A 23,292-nucleotide genomic window follows, 5' to 3' on the forward strand; every position below is an offset into this window, starting at 1 on the left:
TAACCAATACCGAATTCCGACCGATTGATACCCAAGGACCAGGATGCTCGACCTACGCAAGCTGCGTTACTTTCTGACGGTCGCTGAAGAGCTGCACTTCGGCCGCGCGGCACTTCGCCTGCATCTGGCGCAGCCGCCGCTGACACGGCAGATTTCTGCGCTGGAGGCCGAGTTGGGCTTCAAGCTGTTTGACCGCACCAGCCGTACAGTCACCCTCACCGCCCAGGGCCGTGCATTCCTGCCCTATGCCCGCGGTGTGTTGGAGCAAGTAGAACTGGCGCAAGTGATTGCCGGTAAATTGGCCGCCGGCACCGCGGGCCAATTGGCGCTGGGATATGCCAGCTCAATTGCCCTGTCGGACCTGTTCAGCCAGGCGATCCAGGCATTCGCCCAGCGCTTTCCCGAAGTGCAATTGACCCTGGTGGAATGCGCCTCCGGCAGCTTGGGCGCCCAGGTGGCGGACGGACGCCTGGATATCGGCTTGAGCCGGCTGTGGCCGCAAAGCGCCGAGGTCCAGGCGTTATCGCTGGGCGAGGAGCGCTTGGTGGCCGCCGTCTCCAGCGACAGCCCATTGGCCAGCCAAACCATGCTCAGCGTGGCGCAACTGAGCACTTATCCGCTGATTCTGTTTCCGGCCGATTATGGGTCTGGCTTGAACCAATCCATTGAGCAACTTTACCGACACCACGGCCAGCCGCTGCGCCCCGGGCCGACCGGGCGACAGATCACCTCCATTATCGCCCTGGTGGCGGCCGGGCAAGGCGTGGCGCTGGTGCCGGAATGCACCCAGAGCTTGATGAACAAAGGCGTGACGTATCGGCCGATGCAGGAAGCGGAGGCATGTGCGCAGTTGCTGGTACTTACCCCAACGTCAGAAAGAGGCGTATTGGTGGACGCATTTCTGGGGGTACTCGGGCAGGCATTCCACATCCGGTAATACCGCGAAAAATCCCGCAATACGTCTGCGCGACGCCATTCCACCGGCCTCATACACTTCATTCAACCGCTACCGAAATACCGGACATCGACCGTCGGTAGGTAGAGTGTTGATAAATTTTTTTCAGTAGTTATAGTCACCACCAACACACACCACAAGGAGGTGATGTGGATAGCCGATACTTGATAGGTCACATCGTTGCAAACGGTTGGTATCTGGTGCGCATCAGGGGTAGTCATCACCACTTCAAGCACCCGATAAAGCCCGGACTGGTCACGATTCCTCATCCTAAAAAGGACCTGTTGGATAAAACCGCCAAGAGCATTTTGAAACAGGCTCTGCTGAGTTAACCGGCCCTGGAGGGCAACACATATGCTTTATCCCATCGCAATTTCAACGGGCGACAAGGACCATGCCTGGGGCGTGGAAGTCCCGGATATTCCTGGTTGCTATTCCGCCGGCGATGACCTGGACGACGCCATGGCCATGGCTCGCGAAGCCATTGAGGGGCACTTCGAAATTCTTGCAGAAGATGGCGCGCCGATCCCCAGCGCTCAGAAAGTCACCTTGCATGCCGCCAACCCACAGTACGCAGGCTGCACCTGGGCGGTGGTAGACATCGACGTCACCAAGTACCTGGGCAAGGCGCAAAAACTCAACATCACCCTGCCGGGGTATCTGTTGAATCGTATCGATGACTATGTACTGAATCACCCGGAAGAAAAAAGCCGCTCGGGGTTTCTGGCCTCGGCCGCACTCAAGGTATTGCAACAGGGTCGATAATCGCGGCGGAGCAAAACCGAAGGGTTTACTGGAACAGTCAGTTGAAAAGAATTTGACCGCAAGAAACGTAGTTTCCCGACCGGCTGGCGGAACTAGAGTAGCGTCATCCCCATTAATCGCCTGTTCGAGGAGCCCGCTCATGACCTACCAATTCAAGCTCATGCCTTCCCCTGTCGGTGAACTGACGCTGGTGGCGCGCAACGGCAAACTGAGCGCCATTTTATGGGAAGTGGAACGCGCGAACCGCGTGCGCCTGGGTCAATTGGTCGAGGCCAACGACAGCCTGATACTGCTGGAAACCCAACGCCAGTTAACGCAATACTTCGCCGGAACACGTAATCAATTTGAGCTGGAGCTGGATTTCGCCGGTACCGATTTTCAGAAACAGGTTTGGCGGGCTCTGCTGACAATTCCCTTCGGCGAAACGCGCAGCTACAGCCAGATTGCCCAACAGATCGGCAACCCCAAGGCAGTACGCGCAGTCGGTGCGGCGAATGGGCGTAATCCAATCTCAATCATCGCCCCCTGCCACCGAGTGATTGGCGCATCAGGCAGCCTGACCGGGTTTGCCGGCGGGTTGCAGGCCAAGCAGTATTTGCTGGCGCTGGAAGGCGCAGGTCAGGCAGAGCTGGCGTTCTAACTTTGAAGGCGATTGAACCCTCCAGCACTGGGCACCGAGACAATTGTTAAAAGAAATTTCAGAGAAGTGACGTGGTCAATGATTTATCACCTCTTCACAAAGGAAACGGTAATGAAATTTTCCACAGTCTCCCAAACCCTGTCGCGCTGGGCAGGCAGCCCCCGAACCTTTTACACAGCGGTGGCGCTGATCCTGATATGGGGCCTGAGTGGGCCCTATTTCCACTACAACGACACCTGGCAACTGATCATCAATACCTCGACGACCATTATCACGTTCCTGATGGTGTTCCTGATCCAGAACACGCAAAACCGCGACAACGATATCCTGCATATCAAGATTGACGAGCTGCTGCGCGTGTCCAAAGATGCCCAGAACGCCGTGCTCAGCCTCGATGGCCTGGACCGCAAGGAGCTGGAAAAGCTGCGCCAGGAATACCGCAACATTGGCAGCGCCAGCAGCCTGAGTGTGAACAACGGTTGCGCTGACAACGCGGCGCCGGCCAAGACAGACTTGAACCAGGCATAAAAAAACGGCGGTTGGGATAGCTCCCACCGCCGTTTTCGTTTCAGGCGACGGTCTTAACCGTCACCTTGGTGACCCTTGCCATAGGTCGATGCCAGGGCACGGGCTTTTTGCAGGCGCTCCTCAAGCTTGGGCAGCGTCTCATCCACCAGCGCTTTTATCTCCGGCACATCCGACGCGGCGCCTTCTTTCTTGAACAGGGCGATGGCGTCTTCACTTTCCTTGACCTGCTGGGCTGTATAGGCGGCGTCAAAGGAGTCGCCGTCCTTGAGTTCAGGCATCAGGGTTTCGGCTTTATCGACGATCTTTTCCCTTGGCGCGACCGGCAAATCGAGCTTCTTGGCGATGGCGGCCAAGTGCTGGTTGGCCAGGGTGCGCTCGTTGATGACCTCGATGGTGTAGTCCTTGATCTCTTGGGACGAGGTCTTGGCGTGGGCCATGCGACTGGTTTCGATATCGGCCATACCTTTGGCCGAAGCCTGCTCGATAAATTCAGCAGGCGACTGGGCGAAAGCATTGCTGGCGCCGAGGCCCAGCAGCATCGCGAAACTGGCGGTGCGTAACCGGATAGCCATGCGGCTCATGATGGGTTCCTCCAGAGCAAAAATAGGTGCGGGGATCTACACCCGCCCTGAATTCGAATTTTCAGAGCCGCAAAGGTTTAGAAAAAACTTGCCAGTGCGACGAACGGTTGTCTTTACCTCACGCCGACTTGTTTGCGAACAAGCCCGGCAATGCGTGCGCCAGAGCATTAATGGCAAAGCCGATGAACATCACGCCGCAGAGCCTGGTGATCAGAATTTCATGGCGCTGATACACCGTACGCACTCGTTGGGCGCCGACCACACCGATCAAAATCCCATAGGCCAAAAAGCCGCCTACAAAGCTGAGGAATATCAACGTCGGCAGCATCGACCACGTCAACAACTCGGCACGGCTGGACAGCAATGCGGTGAAGGTCGCCACGGCAACCGGGTAAGCCTTGGGGTTGGTCAAGCCAAACACGATGCCATGCCAGAATGGGTGGCGCGCCGCGCCCTGAGGCGCATCGCTGCTGCGACGCTGGGTACGAATCGCACGCCAGCCGAGCCAGAACAAATACACACCGCTGAGCACACCCAATACATCGAACGCACTGCTGCCGACTTCGCGCGCACCGACGATGGCAATAAGCGCAGTGCTGCACCACACCACATCGCCAAGCAAATGCCCGCACAAAAAGCCCGCTCCGGCACGCCGGCCTCGGGCCGCACCGATGCCGAACACCGCCAGGACGCCAGGGCCCGGGGTAATGCCGTAAATAAAACCCGAAGCCAGTACGGCGAACAGCAAGGATAGGGTCATAAATAGACGCTCCGACGGACACTTAAAGATGATGGATTCTGCATGTTTCAGCGCGGTGGGTAAAACTTCATTCCGGCATAGGGCTTGGCACGACAGGCTTGCAGGCGCGAGGCCAGATCGCCGACATGCACCTCCAGTTTGTGGCCGTCGGGATCGAGAAAATAAAACGACGCGCCTTCGCTGCGGTTGTCACGCCACTCCGGCACGCCGGCGGCCCGCAGGCGTCCGACCAACGCGGTGAAATCAACGGCATCGACGTTGAAGGCGTAATGGGTGTAGTCCACTGCCTCAGTGGTCGAGCGCATCGGGTCCAGCGACACGCACAGCCAAAGCCCGGGCAATGAAAGGTACGCACCGTTATCCCAGGTGGCATCGAGTTGAAGGCGCAGCAGATGGTGATAAAAGTTGACGCTGCGCGGCACGTCGGTGACGGCCAGGGTCAGGTGGTTGAAGCCGGTCAGCATTCAGGTTTTCTCTTATTATCGGTGATGATCGGACAATACACCGCCCACTCGCGCAATCAACCACTGCAACCCAGCATCCCCACCCCGCCGCATATGCCAGGCCAGCTCAAAAGCAAACGAAGGAATATGAAACGGCGGTGGCACGGTCAGCAACTGTTGATGATCGATATTCAGTAAACCCCGGGACGACACCGTCAAGATCAAGTCCGTACCCTTGATCAACTGCGGCGCCACGCCCCAATGCGGCAGGCTGATTGCCACATGCCGCCGCTCACGAATTGCAGACAGTGCCCGTTCGATTTCCGGCGTGCCACTGCCGCGCATTTCCAACAGTACATGGGGGCGTGACAGGTAAGTCGGCAGGTCCAACACACCGCCGGGTGCAAGGCTGTGGCGGTCGACCAGGCAGGTGTAATGCTCTTCGAACAAGGCCGTCGTACGCAGTTCAGCGGGCATGTCGGGGAATACGCCAGCCGCCAGGTCGAGATCGCCATTGAGCACGCCATCCACCATGCCTTCGCGGCTGGCCTGGATGATCTGCAGGTCGATGCCAGGCGCTTCATTGCGCAGGATGCGAACCAACCCGGGTAGCAGGATCGCCGCGCTGTAGTCCGACATCGCCACGCGAAAGCGGCGCTTGGCCGAGGCGGGGTCAAAACGATTCGGCGCCAACAATGCCTGCACCTGGCCCAGCGCTTGGGCCAATGGCGCTGCCAACTCCAGGGCACGAGCCGTGGGTACCAGCGCGCCGCCCTGACGCACCAATAGCGGGTCACCAAGCATATCGCGCAGCCGCGCCAACGCGTGGCTCACCGCCGGCTGGCTCAGGTGCAGGCGCTCGGCGGCGCGGGTCACATGGTGCTCACTGAGCAAGGCGTCCAGGACCACCAGCAGGTTAAGGTCGATGCGGCGCAGATCATTCATCAGATGCATGGTCGACATAAGAACTTGGAATTTAAATTTGCGTGACGAATAGCCTAGAGTCCAGCAAAACTTCTGGGAGCGTGAAGATGAGCGTGTTGCATTGGGTGGGGTTGTTAGCGCTGGCGGTGATCGCCGGAGCCGTGGTGCCGTTTCAAAGTGCGATCAATGCGAACCTGGGGCGCGGGCTCGGCCACCCATTGTGGGCCACGCTGGCGTCGTTGTTAGTGAGCATCATCGTGCTGATGCCGGTGATTATCGCCCTGCGCCTACCCTTGCCGAGCCTGACGTTTATCGCCAAGGCACCGCTGTGGATGTGGGCCGGTGGCGCCTTTGGCGTGTGTTTTATTTCACTGGCGTTGATGCTGTTGCCCAAGCTCGGCGCGTCAGGGTTTATTGCGTTGGCAATGGCCGGGCAGATTCTCGCGTCGTTGCTGCTCGACCACTTCGGCCTGTTCGGCCTGGTGCAACGCCAACTGACAACGCCGCGAGTGTTGGGCGCGTTGCTGCTGATCGGCGGCGTGGCATTGATTCAGTTCAGTGGCGCTCAGCAGCCAAGCGATTGATCTGGGCCTGCTCCACCACCGGCTGCGGCGCGCCCTGGCTCGCGGCCTGCAACATTGCCCGGCCAACAGCCTCGGTACTCACCACCCAAGCCGGTTTTACCCGCCGCACAAACGAAAGCACCGGCCCCAGCACACTGTAGAAAGCTTGATACAAAGGCGTCTTTGAGCGCACGCCGTGCAACGGCTGGATGATCCCCGGACGGAACAGATACACCGCCTTGAACGGTTGACGCAGCAAAGCGTTTTCGGTCTTGCCCTTGACCCGCGCCCACATCGACTTGCCCGTCTCGGAACTGTCCGTGCCGGCGCCGGACACGTAGATGAACGTCATCTGCGGATTAAGCCGCGCCAGCGTGCTGGCAGCCACCAGGGTCAGGTCATAGGTGAGGTGGGTGTACCGGGCTTCGTTCACGCCCGCCGACGATACGCCGAGGCAAAAGAAACACGCATCAAAACCTTGCAGCAGGTTTTCCAGGGGCTGGAAGTCGAGCATGTCGCTGTGCAACACCTGATGCAGCTTGCCATGTGCCTGGGTCAGGGGCGTGCGGCCGACGGCGACCACTTCCTGCACATCCGCCGCGAGCAGGCACTCGCGCAGCACGCCCTGGCCGACCATACCGGTGGCGCCGAATAACAGAACTCTCATTAGGGAACCTCAGCGGCACGCCGCAAACTTGCTCAAGTGGAACGTGTTGAGCGTGTAGCTTAACGCCTGCCGCCAGAGGCTGCCCCATCAAAACGCGCTACGAAATATCTCTTCAATCTGGCGCTGATCCGCCCGACGTGGGTTGGTCAACCCGCACGCGTCCTTCAACGCGTTGGCAGCCAGCACCGGGATGTCCTGCAACTTGGCACCCAGCTCACGCAGGCCGGCGGGGATTTCCACGTCCTGAGACAGCCGGCGTATTGCCGAGATGGCGGCCTGGGCGCCCTCCTCCACGGTGATGCCCTTGATGTCCGCGCCCAGGGCACGGGCCACGTCGCTCAAGCGCTTGGCGCTGACGCTGGCATTGAAGCTTTGTACGTGAGGCAGGAGCACGGCGTTGCAAACGCCATGGGGCAGGTCGTACAGACCGCCCAGTTGGTGCGCCATGGCATGCACAAACCCCAGAGACGCGTTGTTAAATGCCATACCGGCGAGGAACTGTGCGTAAGCCATGTTTTCCCGTGCGGCCATGTCATTGCCGTCGCGCACCGCCAGGCGCAAGTTGGCACTGATCAGCTCGATGGCCTTGATCGCACAGGCGTCGGTGATCGGTGTGGCGGCGGTGGACACGTAGGCTTCAATGGCGTGGGTCAGCGCATCCATCCCGGTGGCGGCGGTGAGGCTCTTGGGCATACCAACCATCAGCGCCGGGTCGTTGACCGACAGCAGCGGCGTGACGTTACGATCAACGATGGCCATTTTCACGTGACGGGTTTCGTCGGTGATGATGCAAAACCGCGTCATCTCGCTGGCGGTGCCGGCGGTGGTGTTGATGGCGACCAGTGGCAGTTGCGGCTTGCTCGACTGATCGACGCCTTCATAGTCGCCGATGCGTCCGCCGTTGGTGGCGCACAGAGCAATGCCCTTGGCACAGTCATGGGGCGAACCGCCGCCCAGGGACACCACGAAATCGCAGGCCGTCTGTTGCAGCAGCGCCAGCCCCTTCTCGACGTTTTCTACCGTGGGGTTGGGCTTGGCGCCGTCGTAGATCACCGAGTCAATATCCTGCATCGCCAACTTCTCGGCGATCAGGCTCGCCACACCGGCTTTGGCCAGGCCGGCGTCTGTGACGATCAAGGCTTTACGAAAGTGGTAGGCGCGAATGGCGGTCATGGCTTCGTCGAGGCAGTCGCTGCCCATGATGTTGACGGCGGGGATGAAGAATGTGCTGCTCATGGTCGATCCTCAGAGGCTTTATGCCGACAGAATCCACCGGTACCGCATGGCGCATCTTGATCAGGATCAACGCCGGCTCGTGATAAAGTCACCCCCCCAGCCGATTTCGAGTAGACCCGCCGCAATGAAGGATTTCCAGGATATTGACGCCCACCTTGAAGACTGGAGCGCCCTGCGCGACACCGTCGACTTCAGCGGGATTCTGATCGGCAACGGCGCCAGCCGCACGATCTGGGAAGACTTTGCCTACGACTCGTTGTTCGAAAACGCCCGCACCGTGGAAGAAAAGCCCCTGAGCCAATCCGAACTCAGCGTGTTCGATGCCCTGCAAACCCGCAGTTTCGAGCAAGCCCTGGGCGCCTTGAAAACCACCAGCCGGGTCAACAAGGCCCTGGCGGTCAGTTCGGCGGCGCCGCGTAATCGCTACTACGCAATCAAAGAAGCGCTGATCAACACCATCCACACCGTTCACATCCCGTGGCGACTGGTGCAGCCATCGACCCTGGCGACGATCAACGCTGAGTTGGCACGCTACGCCACTGTCTTCACCAGCAACTACGACTTGCTCAACTACTGGGCAATCCTGCACACGCCAGGGATCGACGACCTGTTCCGCAGCGCTGATTCAAGCTTTGATCTGCGCAATACCCACACCGACACCACGCGCATTCTCTACCTGCACGGCGGCCTGCATCTGGTGCGCAACCTTGACGGTACGGCGCGCAAACTGCCGTCCACCGACAGCACTTTGCTCAGCAGTTTTGCGATCAACAACACGATCAAGACCCTGGACGATGTGCCGCTGTTTGTCAGCGAAGGCAAGGTTGAGGAAAAGCTCAAGAGCATTCGCAGTTCGGATTATCTGTCGTTCTGTTATGAGCAGTTGCTGACCCATACAGGCGCGTTGTGCATTTTCGGCCATGACCTGGGGCCGCAGGATAAGCACCTGGTGGATGCGATTCGCCAGGCCGGCATCACCACCCTGGCAATCTCGGTGTCGGGGCGCACTGAGGGCTTTATTCGTCAGCAGAAGCAGCGGTATTCACAGCTGTTTGAAGGGACTGGGGCGCAGTTGAAGTTCTTCGCAGCGCGCACGCATCCGCTGGGTAATCCGGCGCTTTCAGTCCCGGTCGAACACTGATTTCACATACTGATCGCGGTCATTCTTCCGCGCTGTGCACCACCACCAGCAACTGCGCCTGCACCTCCCCCACCGAGCGAATCCGGTGGGGTTTCTGCGCATTGAAATGCAGCGCGTCACCGCGCTCCAGCAGCACGCGCTCGCTCATGAAATCCACTTCCACCTGGCCTTCATGGACGAACAGAAACTCTTCCCCCAAGTGCTCCTTGAAGGTCTTGTCGGTGAACTCCGCCGGCGGGTAGATGATAAACGGCAACAAGCTGCGTTCACTGACTTGATGGGCAAGCACCGCGTAACCCGGCGACGTGTCGGGCCGTTCATGGCTGCGCACCAGGCTATAGCTGTCGAGGCTGACCTTGTCTTCGCTGAACAACTCTTCGACTTTCACGTTCAGGGCCTTGGCCAGTTTCAGCGCAGCGGCAATGGACGGCGTGTTCAGCCCGCGCTCCACCTTCGACAGGTAACTCTTGGTCATCCCGGATTTTTCGGCCAGGGATTCCAGGGTTACGCCAAGTTTTTTTCTCAATAATTTCAAACGGATAGACATTTGCTGCGGTTAATCCATGCAGAAAGCGATGAGCCGTGCTTGCCAATGACACAAAGTGTCATATAGCATCTTTAGTGTCATTTGCATGTCCCCAACGACCTTGCGAGCAGCGGGCGAGCAGCAAATCCGACGTCCATTGAACCACCCAAAGGACACCGATATGGCCAAGACATTAGCACTCCCAAAAGACCAACTGGTCAAGCAAGCCCTGAGCCAGATGCAAAACAGCCTGGCAGATAATACGTGGACCGAGCGGCAAAAGCTGGCGCTGACCTGCCGAATTCTGTTCGAACACGGCCACGATTCCGGCCTGGCCGGGCAAATTACCGCACGGGGGCCTGCACCGGGCACCTACTACACTCAGCAACTGGGCCTGGGTTTTGATGAAATCACCGCCAGTAACCTGCTGCTGGTCAACGAAGACCTGGAAGTGCTCGAAGGGCATGGCATTCCTAACCCGGCCAACCGCTTTCACACCTGGGTGTACCGCGGGCGCCCGGATGTAAACTGCATCATCCATACACACCCCACGCACATTGCCGCGCTGTCGATGCTGGAAGTGCCGTTGCAGGTGTCGCATATGGACCTCTGCCCGCTGTATGAAGATTGCGCGTTCCTGCAGGCCTGGCCCGGCGTACCGGTAGGCAATGAAGAAGGGGAAATCATCACCACGGCGCTGGGCGACAAACGCGCCATTCTGCTCTCGCACCATGGCCAGTTGTCCACCGGGGCCAGCATCGAAGAAGCCTGCGTCATCGCGCAGTTGATCGAGCGGGCGGCCAGGTTGCAGTTGCTGGCGATGTCCGCGGGCACCGTCAAGCCGATCCTGCCGGAGTTGGGGCGCGAGGCCCATGACTGGATTTCCAAGCCCAAGCGCCACGGCGCCGCGTTCAATTACTACGCGCGGCAAAACCTGCGTAAACACGCCGATTGCCTGAACTGATCGCCCCCTTTTTGACCGGAGTTTTCCCATGTCCAATCCAACTATTCACGGCATCATCGGCTACACCATCACCCCGTTCAGTGCTGATGGTCAGCGTGTTGACTTCGACGCCCTGGGGCGTTCCATCGACCGCTTGGTCGACAGCGGCGTCCACGCCATTGCGCCGCTGGGCAGCACCGGCGAAGGCGCTTACCTGAGCGATGCCGAGTGGGACGATGTCAGTGCCTACAGCATCGAAAAAGTCGCCAAGCGCGTGCCGACCATTGTCAGCGTGTCCGACCTGACCACCGCCAAGGCTGTGCGGCGTGCCCGTTATGCCGAGGCGCACGGCGCCGATGTGGTCATGGTGCTGCCCGCCTCATACTGGAAACTCAGCGACGCGCAAATCCTCGCCCACTACGCCGCGATCGGCGACAGCGTCGGCGTGCCGATCATGCTCTACAACAACCCGGCCACCAGCGGTACCGACATGTCGGTGGATTTGATCCTGCGCATCCTCAAGCAGGTCGACAACGTGACCATGGTCAAGGAGAGCACGGGCGACATCCAGCGCATGCACCAGTTAAAACTTGAGAGTGACGTGCCTTTCTACAACGGCTGCAACCCGCTGGCCCTGGAAGCCTTCGCGGCCGGTGCCAAAGGCTGGTGCACCGCGGCGCCGAACTTGATCCCTCAGCTCAACCTGGACTTGTACCAGGCAGTGCTGGCCAATGACTTGAACAAGGCACGCGAGCTGTTCTATCGGCAGTTGCCGTTGCTGCAATTTATCCTCAAGGGCGGCTTGCCGACGACGGTCAAGGCCGGGTTGCGCCTGACCGGGTTGGAAGTGGGGGATCCACGGTTGCCGGTGTTTGCGTTGGATGAGGCAGGGATCGAACAACTCAAAACACTTCTGAAATAAACACCCTGCTCGCGAATCACGCCAGCGATAACGCAGCACCTTTGGGTGTTCGTGTTGCCTATTCGTTTTTCGCGAGCAAGCTCGCTCCTACAGGTGATGAAAGGGTGCACATTAACAGAGACAAATAACAATAATTCTCGATATCATTCACGACTTTTCCACGCCGTGCTTCGTCAAGAAGGATATCCATGTCTCGTCCCAAGCCCGACCCGTCGTCGGCCGATGCCTGTCGCGGGTTTTATGCAGATATTCTGTATTTCCTGCGTAAACGCACGGACAACGCCAGCGACGCGGCAGACATGACTCAGGATGTCTTTACCCAGTGGCTGGGCTACCGCGACCGGGCCAAGGTCGAGCAGCCACGGGCGTTCCTGTTCCAAATGGCGCGCAATCTGCTGCGCGATCACTGGCGCAAACAGAAGGTACGGCACACCGCCCATCCCGACCACGCCGCAATGGATATCGAGCCGGTCACCGACGAACAGCACGACCCCATGGCTGCCGCCCTTCGCCTGCAACGCCTGGAACAGTTGAAAGAAGTCCTCGCCGAACTCTCGCCCCGCCGGCGAGAAGCCCTTATGCTGCACCGCTTCGAAGGCTTGAGCCAGGCACAGATCGCCGAACGCATGGGCATCTCCACCAGCATGGTGGAAAAGCACATCGCCCTGGCCCTGCTGCATTGCAAGCGACGCCTTCAATCCGACCCCGGCACGGAGCAGCCAGAATGAACCGCCTGAGCGACATCGACGCCCTGGACAGCCAAGCGAGCGACTCCATCGACGCCCAAGCCGCCAGTTGGTTTGCACGCAACCGCAACGCTGCCAGCCGTGCCGACCGCAAAGCCTTTGCCGCCTGGCAGGCGGTGCCGGCCCATGCGCGTGCCTATGCCGAATTCGAACAACTGTGGGCCGACCTCGCCCAGTTGCAGCAACTGAACAAAGCGGTACCACTGCCCAAACGCAAGCTCAGCCTCTGGCGCCCGGCCCTGGCGGTGGCCGCTGCCCTGCTTTGCGCCGTGCTGGCGACACACATCGGCGCCCCCCGCGAGCTGTATCACACCCAGGTCGCCGCTCATGCCAAAGGTATGCGCACCATGCACCTGCCCGATGGCAGCACCCTGTATGTGAATGCCAACACCCAGCTTCGCGTGGACTTCAGCGCCCATCAACGGGTTCTGCATCTGGACAAAGGCCAGCTGTATATCGAAGTGGCGGCGGACAAGGAGCGGCCACTCTACGTGCAAGCCGGCGAGTCGATCATACGGGTGGTGGGCACTGGTTTTGACGTGCGCCGCAGCCAGCAGCAACTGGTGGTGAGCGTCGCCCATGGTCAGGTGGCGTTCGAACCGGACAGCAAAAGCGCCATCACCCTGCTCGGCGCCCGGCAACGTGCCGCTTACAGCTACGCCAAAGGCACCCTGCAACAACAAACCCTCAGCGCTGAAGAAGTGGCTGATTGGCGCAGCGGGCATCTATCGTTTCGCAACCGCGAACTGGCCAGCCTGATCGACGAGCTGAGCCTGTACCGTCCCCAGCCGCCGTTGCAGGTCAGCAAGGCCGTGGCGCAACTCAAGGTGTCGGGCAACCTGGATGTGAATGACCCCGATGCGCTGCTCAACGCCCTGCCCGCCCTGTTGCCGGTAAAAACCGTGGTCTTGGCCGATGGCAGTGTGAGAGTCGAGCCGAGCAAATAGCCTTAACACTGCACACATGAGAATATTTTGCATTCGCATGTGTGGTTTTTTTGGCCTGCCCCGTCTTCCTCCCGTCCGTGTTTGATACGCACACCTTTTTGGCTATTTAGCCGCCCCGGGGGATTTCATGTTTCGCGCGCCTTGCCACGCTTCGCACTTGTTTGTTCGACCCACGCTCATCGCCACGTGCCTGGCCTTCAGTCTCAGCGCCCAGGCCGAGTCGTTCACGCTGCACCTGCCGGCCCAGTCACTGGCCACATCACTGAGCCAGGTGGCACAACAGGCGAAAATCCAGCTGCTGTTCGATGAAAGCCTGCTCAAAAACCTGAAAGCGCCGGCGCTCGACGGTGACTACAGCGCAGAAGTGGCCATTCGTTCGCTGCTGAAAAACGGCGAGTTCACCCTGATCAAGGTCGGCAGCACCTACGTAGTGCGCCCCGATGAGGGCAAGGCCACCAGCAGCGCCGCGATCCAGCTGGACACACTGAGCGTGATCGGCACCGGCAACGAAGTGAACGCCAGCACCGTCAACCGCTCCACCCTGACCCAGGCCGATATCGACCGCTACCAGTCCAATAACATTCCCAGCCTGTTGCAGACCCTGCCCGGCGTCAGCCAGGGCGGCTCGCTCAAACCTGGCGGGCAGACCATCAACATCCGTGGTTTCGGCGATGCCGAAGACGTGCCGATGACCGTCGACGGCGCCACCAAGACCGGCTTTGAGCGCTACCAGCAAGGCACGGTGTTTATCGAACCCGAGCTGATCAAGCGCATCGAAGTGGAAAAAGGCCCCAACTCGCCGTTCACCGGCAATGGCGGCTTCGGCGGCACCGTCAACATGATCACCAAGGACGCCCCGGACCTGCTCCAGGACGGGCGCAACAGCGGCGCGATGCTCAAATACGGCTACTCCAGCAACGACCATGAACAGGTCTACAGCGGTGCCGTGTATGGCCGCACCGACGATGGCCGTTTTGACGCCCTCGCCTACCTGACCCAACGGGACGGCGGCGATATGAAGGTAGCCGCCAAGTTACCCAACGACAACAACGAGTACCCGATCAACCCTCAGCGCCTGCCCAACAGCGCGCAGGATGTGGACGGCAAGTTGTTCAAGGTCAATGCGTATTTCACCGATGAGCAGAGTGTCGGCCTGTCGTACTCGCGCTCTCACAGCAACCGCTGGACGCCGTTTTCCGCCGCGAGCTACCCGACGCCGCCCACCCAGTTCAACATCGACCGCTACGGCTACGAAGGTGCGTTGAAGCGTTTCCTCGCGCACCGCGACACGGTCGACACCACCTGGTCGGGCAAGTATCACTACCAGCCGCTGGATAACCCGCTGGTAGACCTCACCGTCAAATACTCCCAATCCAACACCGAACAGACCGACGAGCGTGACGCCACCGCGTTTTTCCAACTGGCCACCGGCGGGCGCAAGATGGACACCGCCTACACCGACAAGCACCTGGACATCCGCAACGTCAGCCTCTTCGACACCGGGCCCTTGCAGCACGCGGTGACCGTCGGCGGGCAGATCCGCAAGCACACCCGCGAAACCGAAATGTGGATGCCCGGCAGCACCTACAACACCCCGCGCTATAACTACGGGCACTTCCAGCCAGGCTTTATGCCCCACGGCAAAGTCGACACCAACAGCTTCTTCATCCAGGACGCGGTCACCCTGGGCGACGTGACGATCACGCCGTCGCTGCGTTATGACCACGTGCGCAACCGCGGCGAGGGCAACGATGCGCCCTACTACAACAACCCCGACCCCGCGGTTGGCCACGACTACAGCGACCGCACCTACACCGGTTGGTCGCCGCGTCTGGCGCTGTTCTGGACCGTGACCCCGAATGTCGGGCTGTTTGCCAACTGGAGCCAGACCTGGCGCGCGCCGGTGATCGATGAACAATATGAAGTACAGGGCCTGGGCAGCCGCACCGCGACCAGCGTGGACCTGGACCCGGAGCGCATCACCTCGATCACCCTGGGCAACATCACCAACTTCGACAACCTGTTTGCCCAGGACGATAACCTGCAACTGCGCACCACCTTGTTCCACAACAAGGTCGAAGACGAAATCTTCAAGGCCACCGGCGTAGGCTGTCAGAACCAGGCCATCAACGGCGGCAGCATCGCTTCAGCGTGCCCGCTGGGGCCGATGTCCAACTACCGCAATATCGGCGGCATGACCATCAAGGGTGTCGAACTCGAATCGATCTATAACTCTACCTACCTGTTTGGTTCGGTGTCGTTTGCTTATGCCAAGGGCCAGCACCAGGGCGCCTACACCAATCCATGGGGCCCGGACGTGGCGGCGCGGGATATCCCGCCGACCAAATGGGTGCTGGTACTGGGCACCAACATCCCGGCCTGGGATGCTCAGGTGGGCTGGATGGGCCAGTTCATCGGTGCCACCGACCGCCTGCCCAGCGACAAATACTCCGGTGGCCCGGGCTCCGGCGTGGGTGATTTGTTCTTCGACCAGTATGGCAACAAGCGCTACAACACCCAGGGCCTGTTCGCTAAATGGAAACCGCAGCAGGCTTACCTCAAAGGCACCGAGGTGAACTTCACGGTGGACAATCTGTTCAACAGTAACTTCCGCCCAGCCTTGAGTGGCGACCGTGCCTACACCAAGGGGCGTGATGCGAAGATCAGCGTCACACGCTTCTTCTAACCACACACGCATTCCAACTGTGGGAGCTGGCTTGCCTGCGATAGCGGTGGTGCAGCCACCATGGTCATCGCAGGCAAGCCAGCTCCCACAGGGACCGCGCCCATTTCAGGCCAGGTAGCCATCCCCGCGCAACAGGGTTTCCAGGCAATGCTCGGTGATGTGATAGAACGCCTTGAGCTCCTGGATTTTTGCCAATAGCTGCGCGTTGTCCACAGGCTCGGCACGTTTGACCGCCAGGATCATCTTGTTCTTGTTCGTGTGTTCCAACGAGATGAACTCGAACACCTTGGTCTCATAGCCGCAGGCTTCAAGGAACAATGCACGCAGGCTGTCGGTGACCATTTCTGCCTGCTGGCCCAGGTGCAGGCCGTATTGCAGCATCGGCTTGAGCAACGCCGGACTCTGGATCTGCAGGCGGATCTGTTTGTGGCAGCACGGCGAACACATGATGATCGACGCACCGGAACGGATGCCGGTGTGGATCGCGTAGTCGGTGGCGATGTCGCAGGCATGCAAGGCAATCATCACGTCCAGCTCACTGGGCGCCACGCTGCGTACATCGCCGCACTTGAATACCAGCCCCGGATGCTCCAGGCGCGCAGCAGCGCTGTTACACAAGGTGACCATGTCTTCACGCAACTCGACACCGGTGACCTCGCCCTCGGCCTTGAGGGTATTGCGCAGGTAATCGTGAATGGCGAAGGTCAGGTAGCCCTTTCCCGAACCAAAATCGGCGACGCGCACCGGTTGGTCCAGCTTCAACGGCGACGTTGTCAGCGCATGGCTGAACACTTCGATGAACTTGTTGATCTGCTTCCACTTGCGCGACATCGATGGGATCAGCGCCTGCCTGGCGTCGGTCACACCCAGGTCGGCGAGGAACGGCCGGCTCAGGTCGAGGTAGCGGTTCTTCTCACGGTTATGCTCGGCCGACGGTGCTTCGCGCAGTTGTTGCGGTTTGCTTTTGAACAGTGAGCTTTTGTTCTTCTTGCTGTATTCAAGCTGGGCTTCGTCGGTCAGCGACAGCAAATGCGCGTTCTTGAACGACGCAGGCAACAGCTCGGCAATCGCCGCTACGCCGTCGGCCAAGGGGAAATTCTTGGTGATATCGCGGGTTTTGTAGCGGTACACGAAGGACAGGCACGGCTGGTCCTTGACGGTGACCGGCTTGATGATCAGCCGTTGCAGCTCGGCCTCTTCACCGACGTACTTGGCCAGCACCAGCTTGATAAAGGCGTTTTGCGCAAGGCTGGTGCTCAGCAACTGGATGAACTGAGCGTGATGATCCGGCGCAGGGGTGGCGGGTTGAGCGGTGACGGACATGAACAAAAACGCCTCGGGCAAAGAATGCCGGGCATTTTAGGGGGGATAGGGGTTCAGGGCACGGGGTTATTTGATCAACGGTCAATCGAACCCGGAGCTGGCGTACCCTGTGTAGGAGCGAGCTTGCTCGCGAAAAACGTCAACGATAACGCGGGTGTCCTGAATGAACGCGGCGTCTGAGCGTTTTTCGCGAGCAAGCTCGCTCCTACAAAAAAGCAGTTATTCGAGTACGACCAAGCGATTGGGCAGTTCGTTGCGGGTGTGGGTAACGGGCACATGCACCTTGAGCAACTCCCCGCACGCCTCGATGCAGGTAATAAACCCGGCAAGCGTCTGCCCCTGTTTGACCTGCTGGGTAAATGCTTTGACGATGGCGTCCCAACTGCTGTCATCCAGGCGTTTGGAAATGCCGTCATCGACGAGAATCTCGACGTAGCGTTCCGCCTCGCTGACAAATATCAGCACGCCGGTGCTGCCCAGCGTGTGGTGCAGGTTCTGCTCCAGAAACTGCCGACGCGCCAGGTTCGAGGCACGCCAGTGGCGAACGGAACGGGGAATCAGGCGGGTGGTGACCTTGGGCAAACGAAACACCAGGCACAACACAATGAACGTCGCCCATTGCGCCAACAGCAAGGTGTACATGGTCAGGTAACCCGACAAGTAATGCACCACGCCCGGCACCACCAACGCGATGAGGCTGGCCCACAGCAACGGGATATACGCGTAATCGTCGGCACGCGCCGCCAGCACGGTCACCAGCTCTGCATCGGTAGTTTTTTCGACCCGGGCAATCGCTTCGGCGACTTGGCGCTGCTCATGTTCAGTCAGTAATGCCATGGTTGTAGATGCTCTTTTCTCGTTATTGTCATTACCAGCCGCCCGAAGCCCCGCCACCGCCGAAGCCACCCCCGCCGCCACGGAAACCACCGCCACCGCCGCCCCCACCGCCGCCGCGCCCGCTGCTGCTGAGAATGGCCAGCAAGATAGCGCCTACCGGCAAGCCCATGCGATTGCACAGCCACAACACGCCGATCAGCAGGATAAACAGGCCGATGGAAAACCCGGGATTATCCTTGGCGAAATTCGCATCCGCCACATGGGCAGGCACCGCCAAGGGTTCACCGCCCACCACCTGGATCATCGCCGCCACGCCGTCGCTGATGCCCTGGCTGAAATTGCCGGTCTTGAACTTGGGCAAAATCACCTGGTTGATGATCACCCACGACTGCGCATCCGTCAGCACGCCTTCCAGGCCGTAACCCACTTCGATGCGCAATTGGCGCTCATCACGGGCCACGATCAACAGGGCGCCGTTGTCCTTGCCCTTCTGGCCGATGCCCCAAGCGCGTCCCAATTGATAACCGTAGTCTTCAATCGGGACGCCCTGCAGGTCGGGTACGGTGACCACCACAAGCTGGTCACCGGAAGTCTGCTCCAGCGCCTGCAACTGTTGCGTGAGCTGCTGGCGCGTTGCCGGGTCGATCATCTGGGCGTTGTCCACCACCCGCCCGGTCAATGCCGGGAAGGTCAGGGCCGCCTGGGCCATGCCCACGCAGGCCAGTAGCCAAAACGCCAGGCCTATCCGTAATAAACGCATCGACACCTCAAGGCAGCGTTATTTGAATTTCACCTGCGGCGCCTTGTCGGCATCGGCGCTGGTGGCTTCAAACGTGGCGCGGATCGGCAAGTCGCTGTACATCACGCTGTGCCACAGACGGCCCGGGAAGGTGCGGATTTCAGTGTTGTACGCCTGCACGGTCTGGATGAAATCACGACGGGCCACGGCGATACGGTTTTCGGTGCCTTCAAGCTGGGATTGCAAGGCCAGGAAGTTCTGGTTGGCCTTGAGGTCCGGATAACGCTCGGACACCACCATCAAACGGCTGAGTGCGCCGCTCAGGCCGTCCTGGGCTTGCTGGAACTGCTTGAGTTTTTCCGGGTTGTCGAGGGTGTTGGCATCCACCTGGATCGAGGTGGCCTTGGCCCGTGCTTCGATCACGGCGGTGAGGGTTTCCTGTTCGTGGGCGGCATAGGCCTTCACCGTTTCCACCAGGTTGGGGATCAGGTCGGCGCGGCGTTGATACTGGTTCTGTACCTGGCCCCAGGCCGCCTTGGCCTGTTCGTCCAGGGTCGGGATGTTGTTGATGCCGCAACCGCTCAGCACGCTGCTGATCAATAGCAAAGCCGCGGCCTTGAAGCCCCAGCGGTAAGTTTGTGCTGCTTGCATGGTGTTTCTCCTGCCCAATCTTGATGGAATTTGATGACTAACCCTATAAACCACGCGCTTGGGGCATAATCCGCCACCACTGGAATGCATCGAGCCAATCAGCTACAAAGATGCCCAGCGCGAAAAAGAGTTCAGAGTGTGCTGCATTTATCTGAACAACACCCGAACAACAATAGACGTTTCCCACATTTTGGCCGACAGCATGCATTTAATGCTGCGCAGTAGCCGAAAAAGGATATTCATGAAAAAGCTGTGTTTGCTCGGCCTTGTTGCCACGCTGGCCACCCACCCCGTCTGGGCAGAAACGAAGCCTGCTGTGCTTAAAGACAAGGACGCCTTCGTCAGCGAGCTGCTCAAGCAAATGACCCTGGACGAAAAGATCGGCCAATTGCGCCTGATCAGCATCGGCCCGGAAATGCCCCGCGAGCTGATCCGCAAGGAAATCGCCGCCGGCCGCATCGGAGGCACCTTCAATTCCATCACCCGCCCCGAAAACCGTCCGATGCAGGACGCGGCCATGCGCAGCCGCTTGAAGATCCCGATGTTCTTCGCCTATGACGTGATCCACGGCCACCGCACCATTTTCCCGATCAGCCTGGCCCTGGCCTCCAGCTGGGACATGGACGCCATCGGCCGCTCCGGGCGCATCGCCGCCCAGGAAGCCGCCGCCGACAGCCTCGACATCACCTTCGCACCGATGGTGGATATCTCGCGCGACCCGCGCTGGGGCCGCACCTCCGAAGGTTTCGGTGAAGACACCTACCTGGTCTCGCGCATTGCCGAAGTCATGGTCAAGGCGTTCCAGGGCACCAGCCCCGCGAATGCCGACAGCCTCATGGCCAGCGTCAAGCACTTTGCCCTCTATGGCGCGGTGGAAGGCGGGCGCGACTACAACGTGGTCGACATGAGCCCGGTCAAGATGTACCAGGACTACCTGCCGCCCTATCACGCAGCGATCAAGGCCGGCTCAGGCGGCGTAATGGTGGCGCTGAACTCGATCAACGGCGTACCCGCCACCGCCAACACCTGGCTGATGAACGACTTGCTGCGCAAGGACTGGGGCTTCAAGGGCCTGACCGTCAGCGACCACGGCGCGATCTTCGAGCTGATCAAGCACGGCGTGGCCAAGGACGGGCGTGAAGCGGCCAAGCTGGCGATTAAGGCCGGCATCGACATGAGCATGAACGACTCGCTGTATGGCAAGGAGCTGCCTGGGCTGCTCAAGTCCGGCGAGATCCAGCAGAGTGACATCGACAACGCCGTGCGCGAAGTCCTCGGCGCCAAGTACGACATGGGCCTGTTCAAGGACCCGTACCTGCGCATCGGCAAGGCCGAGGATGACCCGGCCGACACCTACGCCGACAGCCGCCTGCACCGTGCCGAGGCCCGCGACATTGCGCGCCGCAGCCTGGTATTGCTGAAAAACCACAACGACACCCTGCCGCTGAAAAAATCCGCAACCATCGCTCTGGTCGGCCCGCTGGCCAAGGCCCCGATCGACATGATGGGCAGTTGGGCGGCTGCCGGCCGGCCTGCGCAGTCGGTGACCCTGCTCGACGGCATGAACGCCGTGATCGGCGAAAAAGGCAAAGTGATCTATGCCCGTGGCGCCAACATCACCGGCGACAAGGCGGTGCTCGACTACCTTAACTTCCTCAACTTTGATGCTCCGGAAGTGGTAGATGACCCGCGCCCTGCCCAGGTATTGATCGACGAAGCGGTGAGCGCGGCGAAGAACGCCGATGTCATCGTCGCGGCCGTGGGCGAATCCCGTGGCATGTCCCACGAGTCGTCGAGCCGTACCGACCTGAACATCCCGCAAAGCCAGCGCGACTTGATCAAGGCCCTCAAAGCCACCGGCAAACCGCTGGTGCTGGTGCTGATGAACGGCCGTCCGCTGTCGATTCTCGAAGAGAACCAACAGGCTGACGCGATCCTGGAAACCTGGTTCGCAGGTACCGAAGGCGGCAACGCCATCGCCGACGTGCTGTTCGGTGACTACAACCCGTCGGGCAAGCTGCCGATCACTTTCCCGCGTTCGGTGGGGCAGATTCCGACCTACTACAACCACCTGACCATTGGCCGACCGTTCACCCCAGGCAAGCCGGGCAACTACACTTCGCAGTACTTCGATGACACCACTGGTCCCCTGTTTCCCTTTGGTTATGGCCTGAGCTACACGCAGTTCAGCCTGTCGGACATGGCGCTGTCGTCCACCACGCTGAACAAGACCGGCAAGCTCGACGCCAGCGTCACCGTGAAGAACACTGGCAAGGTCGATGGCGAAACGGTTGTGCAGTTGTATATCCAGGACGTGGCCGGTTCGATGATCCGCCCGATCAAGGAGCTGAAGAACTTCCAGAAGGTCATGCTCAAGGCCGGCGAAGCGCGCACGCTGCACTTCACCATCACCGAGGACGACTTGAAGTTCTACAACGCCCAGCTCAAATTTGCGGCGGAACCGGGTGAGTTCAATGTGCAGATCGGGTTGGATTCCCAGGATGTGCAGCAGCAGACCTTCGAGCTGCTCTGATCTGAAGCTGTAAACACGGTCGCTGTGGGAGCTGGCTTTTGTGGGAGCCAGCTCCCACATTTGATTGAGTGATGCGACTAGCCGCGCCGGTCGAGCAGATTGACCACCAACCGATCAATCCACCCCCATACCCGCTGCTTCACGCGCCGCCACAATGGCCGCGCCTTCCAGGCCTCCAGGCTCACCACCTGGCTTTGGGCAAAGTCCGCTTCGAAACTGCTCACCACCGCCGCCGTCAATCCCGGGTCCAGCGCTTCAAGATTGGCTTCCAGGTTGAAGCGCAAATTCCAGTGGTCGAAATTGCACGAGCCAATGCTGACCCAATCGTCTACCAGCACCATCTTCAGGTGCAAAAAGCACGGCTGATATTCAAAGATCTGCACGCCTGAGCGCAGCAGACGCGGGTAATAACGGTGCCCGGCATAGCGCACCGACGGATGATCGGTACGGGGGCCAGTGAGCAGCAAGCGCACATCCACACCGCGCCCTGCCGCCCGGCGCAAGGCGCGGCGCACGCTCCAGGTTGGCAGGAAGTACGGGGTCGCCAGCCAGATACGCCCTTTGCTGCTGTTCAAGGCGCGAATCAACGATTGCAGGATATCGCGATGCTGACGCGCGTCGGCATACGCCACGCGCCCCAGCCCCGGCCCGGTGGCGGGCACTTTGGGCAAGCGTGGCAAACCGAAATGGGTCGCCGGTTTCCATTCACGGCGCGCGGCGTTAGCGTGCCATTGCCGGTCGAACAGGGCCTGCCAGTCCAGCACCAGCGGGCCGCTGATCTGTACCATGACTTCATGCCAGTCGGCAGTGTCTTGCCCCGGCGTCCAGAATTCATCGGTGACGCCCGTGCCGCCGACCACGGCGACACACTGATCAATCAGCAACAACTTGCGGTGATCGCGATACAGGTTGCGCATCCAGCGCCGCCAATTCAGGCGGTTGTAAAAGCGCAGCTGCACGCCGGCATCGGTCAAGCGCTTGCGCAGCCCGAGGGTAAACGCCAGGCTGCCGTAATCATCGAACAGGCAGCGCACCTGCACCCCGCGCTCGGCGGCCAGCACCAGCGCCTGCACCATCGCGTCGGCACAGGCGCCGGCTTCGACCAGATACAGCTCAAGATCCACCTGCTGCTCGGCCCGCGCGATGCCCACCAGCATCTGCGGGAAGAAACTCGGCCCGTCGATCAGCAGTTCGAATTGATTGGCGCTGCGCCACGGGAACACTGCGCCACTCATG

25 protein-coding genes are annotated in these 23,292 nt (G+C 60.1%); 13 read left to right on the top strand and 12 right to left on the bottom strand.

The genetic code is table 11. The features are described from left to right. The first annotated feature begins 43 nt into the window (after positions 1-43). The 5 genes from TX23_RS04510 (at position 44) to TX23_RS04530 (ending at position 2,888) form a co-directional block, all read left to right on the top strand. Entirely contained in the window at positions 44-937 is an 894-nt protein-coding gene (locus tag TX23_RS04510; RefSeq protein ID WP_057701203.1) for a LysR family transcriptional regulator, read from the top strand. 167 nt (positions 938-1,104) lie between these two features. Continuing rightward, positions 1,105-1,287: a type II toxin-antitoxin system HicA family toxin gene (locus TX23_RS04515; protein ID WP_057701204.1), complete on the top strand. Its 183-nt coding sequence runs from the start codon at positions 1,105-1,107 to the stop codon at positions 1,285-1,287. A gap of 22 nt (positions 1,288-1,309) precedes the next feature. After that, entirely contained in the window at positions 1,310-1,720 is a 411-nt protein-coding gene (locus tag TX23_RS04520) for a type II toxin-antitoxin system HicB family antitoxin (protein ID WP_057701205.1), read from the top strand. 139 nt (positions 1,721-1,859) lie between these two features. Then, positions 1,860-2,360 carry a methylated-DNA--[protein]-cysteine S-methyltransferase gene (locus TX23_RS04525; RefSeq protein ID WP_057701206.1) on the top strand — a complete coding sequence of 167 codons (501 nt, stop codon included), beginning with the start codon at positions 1,860-1,862 and terminating at the stop codon, positions 2,358-2,360. 111 nt (positions 2,361-2,471) lie between these two features. Next, on the top strand, positions 2,472-2,888 hold the full coding sequence (locus TX23_RS04530; protein WP_057701207.1) for a low affinity iron permease family protein: 417 nt from the start codon (positions 2,472-2,474) through the stop codon (positions 2,886-2,888). A gap of 53 nt (positions 2,889-2,941) precedes the next feature. Here the strand turns inward: TX23_RS04530 and TX23_RS04535 are convergent, their stop codons facing one another. The 4 genes from TX23_RS04535 to TX23_RS04550 form a co-directional block, all read right to left on the bottom strand. After that, positions 2,942-3,469, bottom strand: a complete 528-nt coding sequence (locus TX23_RS04535; protein ID WP_057701208.1) for a DUF4142 domain-containing protein — start codon at positions 3,467-3,469, stop codon at positions 2,942-2,944. A 118-nt stretch (positions 3,470-3,587) separates the two neighbouring features. Beyond that, the gene (locus tag TX23_RS04540) at positions 3,588-4,229 is read right to left on the bottom strand and encodes a LysE family translocator (protein WP_057701209.1); all 642 of its coding nucleotides are present in this window, start codon (positions 4,227-4,229) and stop codon (positions 3,588-3,590) included. A gap of 47 nt (positions 4,230-4,276) precedes the next feature. Next, positions 4,277-4,693 (bottom strand): fosfomycin resistance glutathione transferase, encoded by a 417-nt coding sequence (gene fos / locus TX23_RS04545; RefSeq protein WP_057701210.1) that lies wholly within the window; start codon positions 4,691-4,693, stop codon positions 4,277-4,279. 15 nt (positions 4,694-4,708) lie between these two features. Continuing rightward, a complete protein-coding gene (locus tag TX23_RS04550) occupies positions 4,709-5,626 on the bottom strand; it encodes a LysR substrate-binding domain-containing protein (RefSeq protein ID WP_407071376.1) in 918 nt (305 codons plus the stop codon). Positions 5,627-5,703: 77 nt separating this feature from the next. Between TX23_RS04550 and TX23_RS04555 the strand changes: the two genes are divergently transcribed. After that, complete coding sequence (locus TX23_RS04555; protein WP_057701212.1) at positions 5,704-6,180, top strand: DMT family transporter; 477 nt, start codon at positions 5,704-5,706, stop codon at positions 6,178-6,180. Here TX23_RS04555 and TX23_RS04560 read toward each other — a convergent pair. Beyond that, the gene (locus TX23_RS04560; protein WP_057701213.1) at positions 6,152-6,826 is read right to left on the bottom strand and encodes an NAD(P)H-binding protein; all 675 of its coding nucleotides are present in this window, start codon (positions 6,824-6,826) and stop codon (positions 6,152-6,154) included. The two genes, TX23_RS04555 and TX23_RS04560, sit on opposite strands and share 29 nt — an antisense overlap. An 87-nt stretch (positions 6,827-6,913) precedes the next feature. Then, complete coding sequence (gene yiaY / locus TX23_RS04565; RefSeq protein WP_057701214.1) at positions 6,914-8,062, bottom strand: L-threonine dehydrogenase; 1,149 nt, start codon at positions 8,060-8,062, stop codon at positions 6,914-6,916. A 124-nt stretch (positions 8,063-8,186) separates the two neighbouring features. On the opposite strand from yiaY, the gene TX23_RS04570 reads away from it, so the two are divergent. After that, the gene (locus TX23_RS04570; protein WP_057701215.1) at positions 8,187-9,203 is read left to right on the top strand and encodes a DUF4917 family protein; all 1,017 of its coding nucleotides are present in this window, start codon (positions 8,187-8,189) and stop codon (positions 9,201-9,203) included. Positions 9,204-9,222: 19 nt separating this feature from the next. Here the strand turns inward: TX23_RS04570 and TX23_RS04575 are convergent, their stop codons facing one another. Next, the gene (locus tag TX23_RS04575) at positions 9,223-9,750 is read right to left on the bottom strand and encodes a helix-turn-helix domain-containing protein (protein ID WP_057701216.1); all 528 of its coding nucleotides are present in this window, start codon (positions 9,748-9,750) and stop codon (positions 9,223-9,225) included. A 160-nt stretch (positions 9,751-9,910) separates the two neighbouring features. On the opposite strand from TX23_RS04575, the gene TX23_RS04580 reads away from it, so the two are divergent. The 5 genes from TX23_RS04580 (at position 9,911) to TX23_RS04600 (ending at position 15,973) form a co-directional block, all read left to right on the top strand. Further along, positions 9,911-10,693, top strand: a complete 783-nt coding sequence (locus TX23_RS04580) for an aldolase (RefSeq protein WP_057701217.1) — start codon at positions 9,911-9,913, stop codon at positions 10,691-10,693. Positions 10,694-10,721: 28 nt separating this feature from the next. Beyond that, positions 10,722-11,594 (top strand): dihydrodipicolinate synthase family protein, encoded by an 873-nt coding sequence (locus tag TX23_RS04585; protein WP_057701218.1) that lies wholly within the window; start codon positions 10,722-10,724, stop codon positions 11,592-11,594. A 188-nt stretch (positions 11,595-11,782) separates the two neighbouring features. After that, positions 11,783-12,322, top strand: a complete 540-nt coding sequence (locus tag TX23_RS04590) for an RNA polymerase sigma factor (RefSeq protein ID WP_057701219.1) — start codon at positions 11,783-11,785, stop codon at positions 12,320-12,322. Continuing rightward, positions 12,319-13,287: a FecR family protein gene (locus tag TX23_RS04595; RefSeq protein WP_057701220.1), complete on the top strand. Its 969-nt coding sequence runs from the start codon at positions 12,319-12,321 to the stop codon at positions 13,285-13,287. The genes TX23_RS04590 and TX23_RS04595 overlap by 4 nt, the downstream gene beginning before the upstream one ends. A gap of 127 nt (positions 13,288-13,414) precedes the next feature. After that, positions 13,415-15,973 (top strand): TonB-dependent receptor, encoded by a 2,559-nt coding sequence (locus TX23_RS04600; protein ID WP_057701221.1) that lies wholly within the window; start codon positions 13,415-13,417, stop codon positions 15,971-15,973. Positions 15,974-16,078: 105 nt separating this feature from the next. On the opposite strand, the gene TX23_RS04605 is transcribed toward TX23_RS04600, so the two are convergent. From TX23_RS04605 to TX23_RS04620, 4 genes are all read right to left on the bottom strand, one after another. Beyond that, positions 16,079-17,296 (bottom strand): class I SAM-dependent methyltransferase, encoded by a 1,218-nt coding sequence (locus TX23_RS04605; protein WP_057701222.1) that lies wholly within the window; start codon positions 17,294-17,296, stop codon positions 16,079-16,081. A 219-nt stretch (positions 17,297-17,515) separates the two neighbouring features. Then, a complete protein-coding gene (locus TX23_RS04610) occupies positions 17,516-18,133 on the bottom strand; it encodes a TPM domain-containing protein (protein ID WP_057701223.1) in 618 nt (205 codons plus the stop codon). Between the two features lie 31 nt (positions 18,134-18,164). Then, positions 18,165-18,893 (bottom strand): TPM domain-containing protein, encoded by a 729-nt coding sequence (locus TX23_RS28660; RefSeq protein ID WP_057701224.1) that lies wholly within the window; start codon positions 18,891-18,893, stop codon positions 18,165-18,167. 18 nt (positions 18,894-18,911) lie between these two features. Next, on the bottom strand, positions 18,912-19,523 hold the full coding sequence (locus TX23_RS04620; protein ID WP_057701225.1) for a LemA family protein: 612 nt from the start codon (positions 19,521-19,523) through the stop codon (positions 18,912-18,914). A gap of 241 nt (positions 19,524-19,764) precedes the next feature. Here TX23_RS04620 and bglX point away from each other — a divergent pair, with 241 nt between their 5' ends. After that, positions 19,765-22,056 carry a beta-glucosidase BglX gene (bglX, locus tag TX23_RS04625; RefSeq protein ID WP_057701226.1) on the top strand — a complete coding sequence of 764 codons (2,292 nt, stop codon included), beginning with the start codon at positions 19,765-19,767 and terminating at the stop codon, positions 22,054-22,056. Positions 22,057-22,133: 77 nt separating this feature from the next. On the opposite strand, the gene TX23_RS04630 is transcribed toward bglX, so the two are convergent. Further along, positions 22,134-23,291, bottom strand: a complete 1,158-nt coding sequence (locus tag TX23_RS04630; protein ID WP_057701227.1) for a phospholipase D-like domain-containing protein — start codon at positions 23,289-23,291, stop codon at positions 22,134-22,136. Between the last annotated feature and the right edge of the window lies 1 nt (position 23,292).

The organism is Pseudomonas paralactis (assembly GCF_001439735.1).
GTDB lineage: Bacteria > Pseudomonadota > Gammaproteobacteria > Pseudomonadales > Pseudomonadaceae > Aquipseudomonas > Aquipseudomonas paralactis.

What these genes read in the sequence shown, in the direction of transcription:
- TX23_RS04575 (WP_057701216.1), bottom strand. Translation starts at nt 9,750, where the DNA reads ATGTCTATCCGTTTGAAATTATTGAGAAAAAAACTTGGCGTAACCCTG.
- TX23_RS04525 (WP_057701206.1), top strand. Translation starts at nt 1,860, where the DNA reads ATGACCTACCAATTCAAGCTCATGCCTTCCCCTGTCGGTGAACTGACG.
- TX23_RS04630 (WP_057701227.1), bottom strand. Translation starts at nt 23,291, where the DNA reads ATGAGTGGCGCAGTGTTCCCGTGGCGCAGCGCCAATCAATTCGAACTG.
- TX23_RS04570 (WP_057701215.1), top strand. Translation starts at nt 8,187, where the DNA reads ATGAAGGATTTCCAGGATATTGACGCCCACCTTGAAGACTGGAGCGCC.
- TX23_RS04530 (WP_057701207.1), top strand. Translation starts at nt 2,472, where the DNA reads ATGAAATTTTCCACAGTCTCCCAAACCCTGTCGCGCTGGGCAGGCAGC.
- yiaY (WP_057701214.1), bottom strand. Translation starts at nt 8,062, where the DNA reads ATGAGCAGCACATTCTTCATCCCCGCCGTCAACATCATGGGCAGCGAC.
- TX23_RS04560 (WP_057701213.1), bottom strand. Translation starts at nt 6,826, where the DNA reads ATGAGAGTTCTGTTATTCGGCGCCACCGGTATGGTCGGCCAGGGCGTG.
- TX23_RS28660 (WP_057701224.1), bottom strand. Translation starts at nt 18,893, where the DNA reads ATGCGTTTATTACGGATAGGCCTGGCGTTTTGGCTACTGGCCTGCGTG.
- TX23_RS04520 (WP_057701205.1), top strand. Translation starts at nt 1,310, where the DNA reads ATGCTTTATCCCATCGCAATTTCAACGGGCGACAAGGACCATGCCTGG.
- TX23_RS04600 (WP_057701221.1), top strand. Translation starts at nt 13,415, where the DNA reads ATGTTTCGCGCGCCTTGCCACGCTTCGCACTTGTTTGTTCGACCCACG.
- TX23_RS04610 (WP_057701223.1), bottom strand. Translation starts at nt 18,133, where the DNA reads ATGGCATTACTGACTGAACATGAGCAGCGCCAAGTCGCCGAAGCGATT.
- TX23_RS04595 (WP_057701220.1), top strand. Translation starts at nt 12,319, where the DNA reads ATGAACCGCCTGAGCGACATCGACGCCCTGGACAGCCAAGCGAGCGAC.
- TX23_RS04580 (WP_057701217.1), top strand. Translation starts at nt 9,911, where the DNA reads ATGGCCAAGACATTAGCACTCCCAAAAGACCAACTGGTCAAGCAAGCC.
- TX23_RS04550 (WP_407071376.1), bottom strand. Translation starts at nt 5,626, where the DNA reads ATGCATCTGATGAATGATCTGCGCCGCATCGACCTTAACCTGCTGGTG.
- fos (WP_057701210.1), bottom strand. Translation starts at nt 4,693, where the DNA reads ATGCTGACCGGCTTCAACCACCTGACCCTGGCCGTCACCGACGTGCCG.
- TX23_RS04510 (WP_057701203.1), top strand. Translation starts at nt 44, where the DNA reads ATGCTCGACCTACGCAAGCTGCGTTACTTTCTGACGGTCGCTGAAGAG.
- TX23_RS04535 (WP_057701208.1), bottom strand. Translation starts at nt 3,469, where the DNA reads ATGAGCCGCATGGCTATCCGGTTACGCACCGCCAGTTTCGCGATGCTG.
- TX23_RS04555 (WP_057701212.1), top strand. Translation starts at nt 5,704, where the DNA reads ATGAGCGTGTTGCATTGGGTGGGGTTGTTAGCGCTGGCGGTGATCGCC.
- TX23_RS04585 (WP_057701218.1), top strand. Translation starts at nt 10,722, where the DNA reads ATGTCCAATCCAACTATTCACGGCATCATCGGCTACACCATCACCCCG.
- TX23_RS04540 (WP_057701209.1), bottom strand. Translation starts at nt 4,229, where the DNA reads ATGACCCTATCCTTGCTGTTCGCCGTACTGGCTTCGGGTTTTATTTAC.
- bglX (WP_057701226.1), top strand. Translation starts at nt 19,765, where the DNA reads ATGAAAAAGCTGTGTTTGCTCGGCCTTGTTGCCACGCTGGCCACCCAC.
- TX23_RS04605 (WP_057701222.1), bottom strand. Translation starts at nt 17,296, where the DNA reads ATGTCCGTCACCGCTCAACCCGCCACCCCTGCGCCGGATCATCACGCT.
- TX23_RS04590 (WP_057701219.1), top strand. Translation starts at nt 11,783, where the DNA reads ATGTCTCGTCCCAAGCCCGACCCGTCGTCGGCCGATGCCTGTCGCGGG.
- TX23_RS04620 (WP_057701225.1), bottom strand. Translation starts at nt 19,523, where the DNA reads ATGCAAGCAGCACAAACTTACCGCTGGGGCTTCAAGGCCGCGGCTTTG.